Source organism: Paraburkholderia sp. J8-2 (assembly GCF_905220195.1).
In the GTDB taxonomy this organism is placed as follows: domain Bacteria; phylum Pseudomonadota; class Gammaproteobacteria; order Burkholderiales; family Burkholderiaceae; genus Paraburkholderia.
In genome coordinates this window covers 1-385 of the sequence record NZ_CAJMZA010000131.1, presented here as the reverse complement: position 1 = coordinate 385, position 385 = coordinate 1, and the positions used below count along the sequence as shown (strand labels likewise).

Sequence of the window (385 nt, the reverse complement as noted above, 5' to 3'; positions counted from 1 at the left end):
AAAGTGCGAATAAAAGCCCTTCGAATTGGCGTGCCAGCATTCGACCAGGGCGCCCGCGAGCGGCTTGCCGTCGAGATCCGTGACGGTGCCGTGAATGACGAGCGGGCCCGCGTCGGCGTCCGGGTTGAGATCGATTCGCGAAACGCCTTCGCGCACCGGTGCGCCCGCAACGTACAACGGTCCTTCGATCGTGCGCGGCGTGCCGCCTTCGAGACCCACCGCCTTGTCTGCGGCGTCCATGCGGATGTCGAGGTACTTTTCAAGGCCAAGGCCGGCCGCCAGCAGCGCAGCCTCGCCGTCCTGGCCCAGCTTGTTCAGATAGTTCACGCCGGCCCACACTTCATCGGGCGTGATGTCGAGATCGTCGATGGCCTTGAACAGATCC

Annotated in this window: 1 protein-coding gene; it reads right to left on the bottom strand. The window is 64.4% G+C overall.

Annotated features, from left to right (window positions below):
* Positions 1-385, bottom strand: a 385-nt coding sequence (locus tag U5A52_RS43130; protein ID WP_321940518.1) for a dioxygenase, incomplete at both ends; no start/stop codon positions are given.